At 65.1% G+C, this 939-nt stretch carries 1 protein-coding gene; it reads left to right on the top strand.

The annotated features are described in order from the left end of the window. Positions 1 to 939, top strand: a 939-nt coding sequence (gene lipA, locus CXQ91_RS24145; protein WP_104176370.1) for a lipoyl synthase, incomplete at both ends; no start/stop codon positions are given.

Genomic DNA, 939 nt, shown 5'->3' with positions numbered 1-939 from the left:
GAACGTAAGCCGGATTGGATCAAAGCCAAGGTCCAGATGGGCCCGGAGTTCGTCCAGCTCAAGAACCTGGTCAAGAAGGAGGGCCTCCACACGGTGTGTGAGGAGGCCGGCTGCCCCAATATCTTCGAGTGCTGGGAAGACAAGGAAGCCACCTTCCTGATCGGCGGCTCCGAATGCACCCGGCGCTGCGATTTCTGCCAGATCGACACCGGCAAGCCCTCCCCGGTGGACATGTTCGAACCCACCAAGGTGGCCCGTTCGGTCCAGGCCATGCAGCTGCGCTACGCCACCGTCACCGGCGTGGCCCGCGACGACCTCGCCGACGAGGGCGTCTGGCTCTACGCCGAAACGGTCCGCAAGATCCACGAACTGAACCCCGGCACCGGCGTGGAACTGCTGATCCCGGACTTCTCCGGCAAGCCCGAACACATCGCAGCGATCTGCGACTCCAAGCCCGAGGTCTTCGCCCACAACGTCGAAACCGTGCCCCGGATCTTCAAGCGCATCCGCCCGGCGTTCCGCTACGACCGCTCCCTGGACGTCATCACCCAGGGCCGGAACCTGGGTATGGTCACCAAGTCCAACCTGATCCTGGGCATGGGCGAAACCCGCGAGGAAATCTCCGAAGCCCTCCAGGACCTGCACGACGCCGGCTGCGACCTGATCACCATCACCCAGTACCTGCGCCCCTCCGAACGCCACCTCCCGGTGGACCGCTGGGTCAAGCCGCAGGAATTCGTCGACCTCGCCACCGAGGCCGAGGAAATCGGCTTCCTCGGCGTCATGTCCGGCCCGCTAGTCCGGTCCTCCTACCGCGCCGGACGCCTCTGGGCCACCGCAATGCGCAAAAAGGGCTGGGAAATCCCCGCAGAACTCGCCCACATCGAAAGCTCAGGCACCACCCGCCAGGAAGCCAGCTCCCTGATCGCAGCGCACTCC

Source organism: Arthrobacter sp. Y81 (assembly GCF_002929335.1).
GTDB lineage: Bacteria > Actinomycetota > Actinomycetes > Actinomycetales > Micrococcaceae > Arthrobacter.
This window is presented reverse-complemented; position numbering and strand designations above follow the sequence as displayed.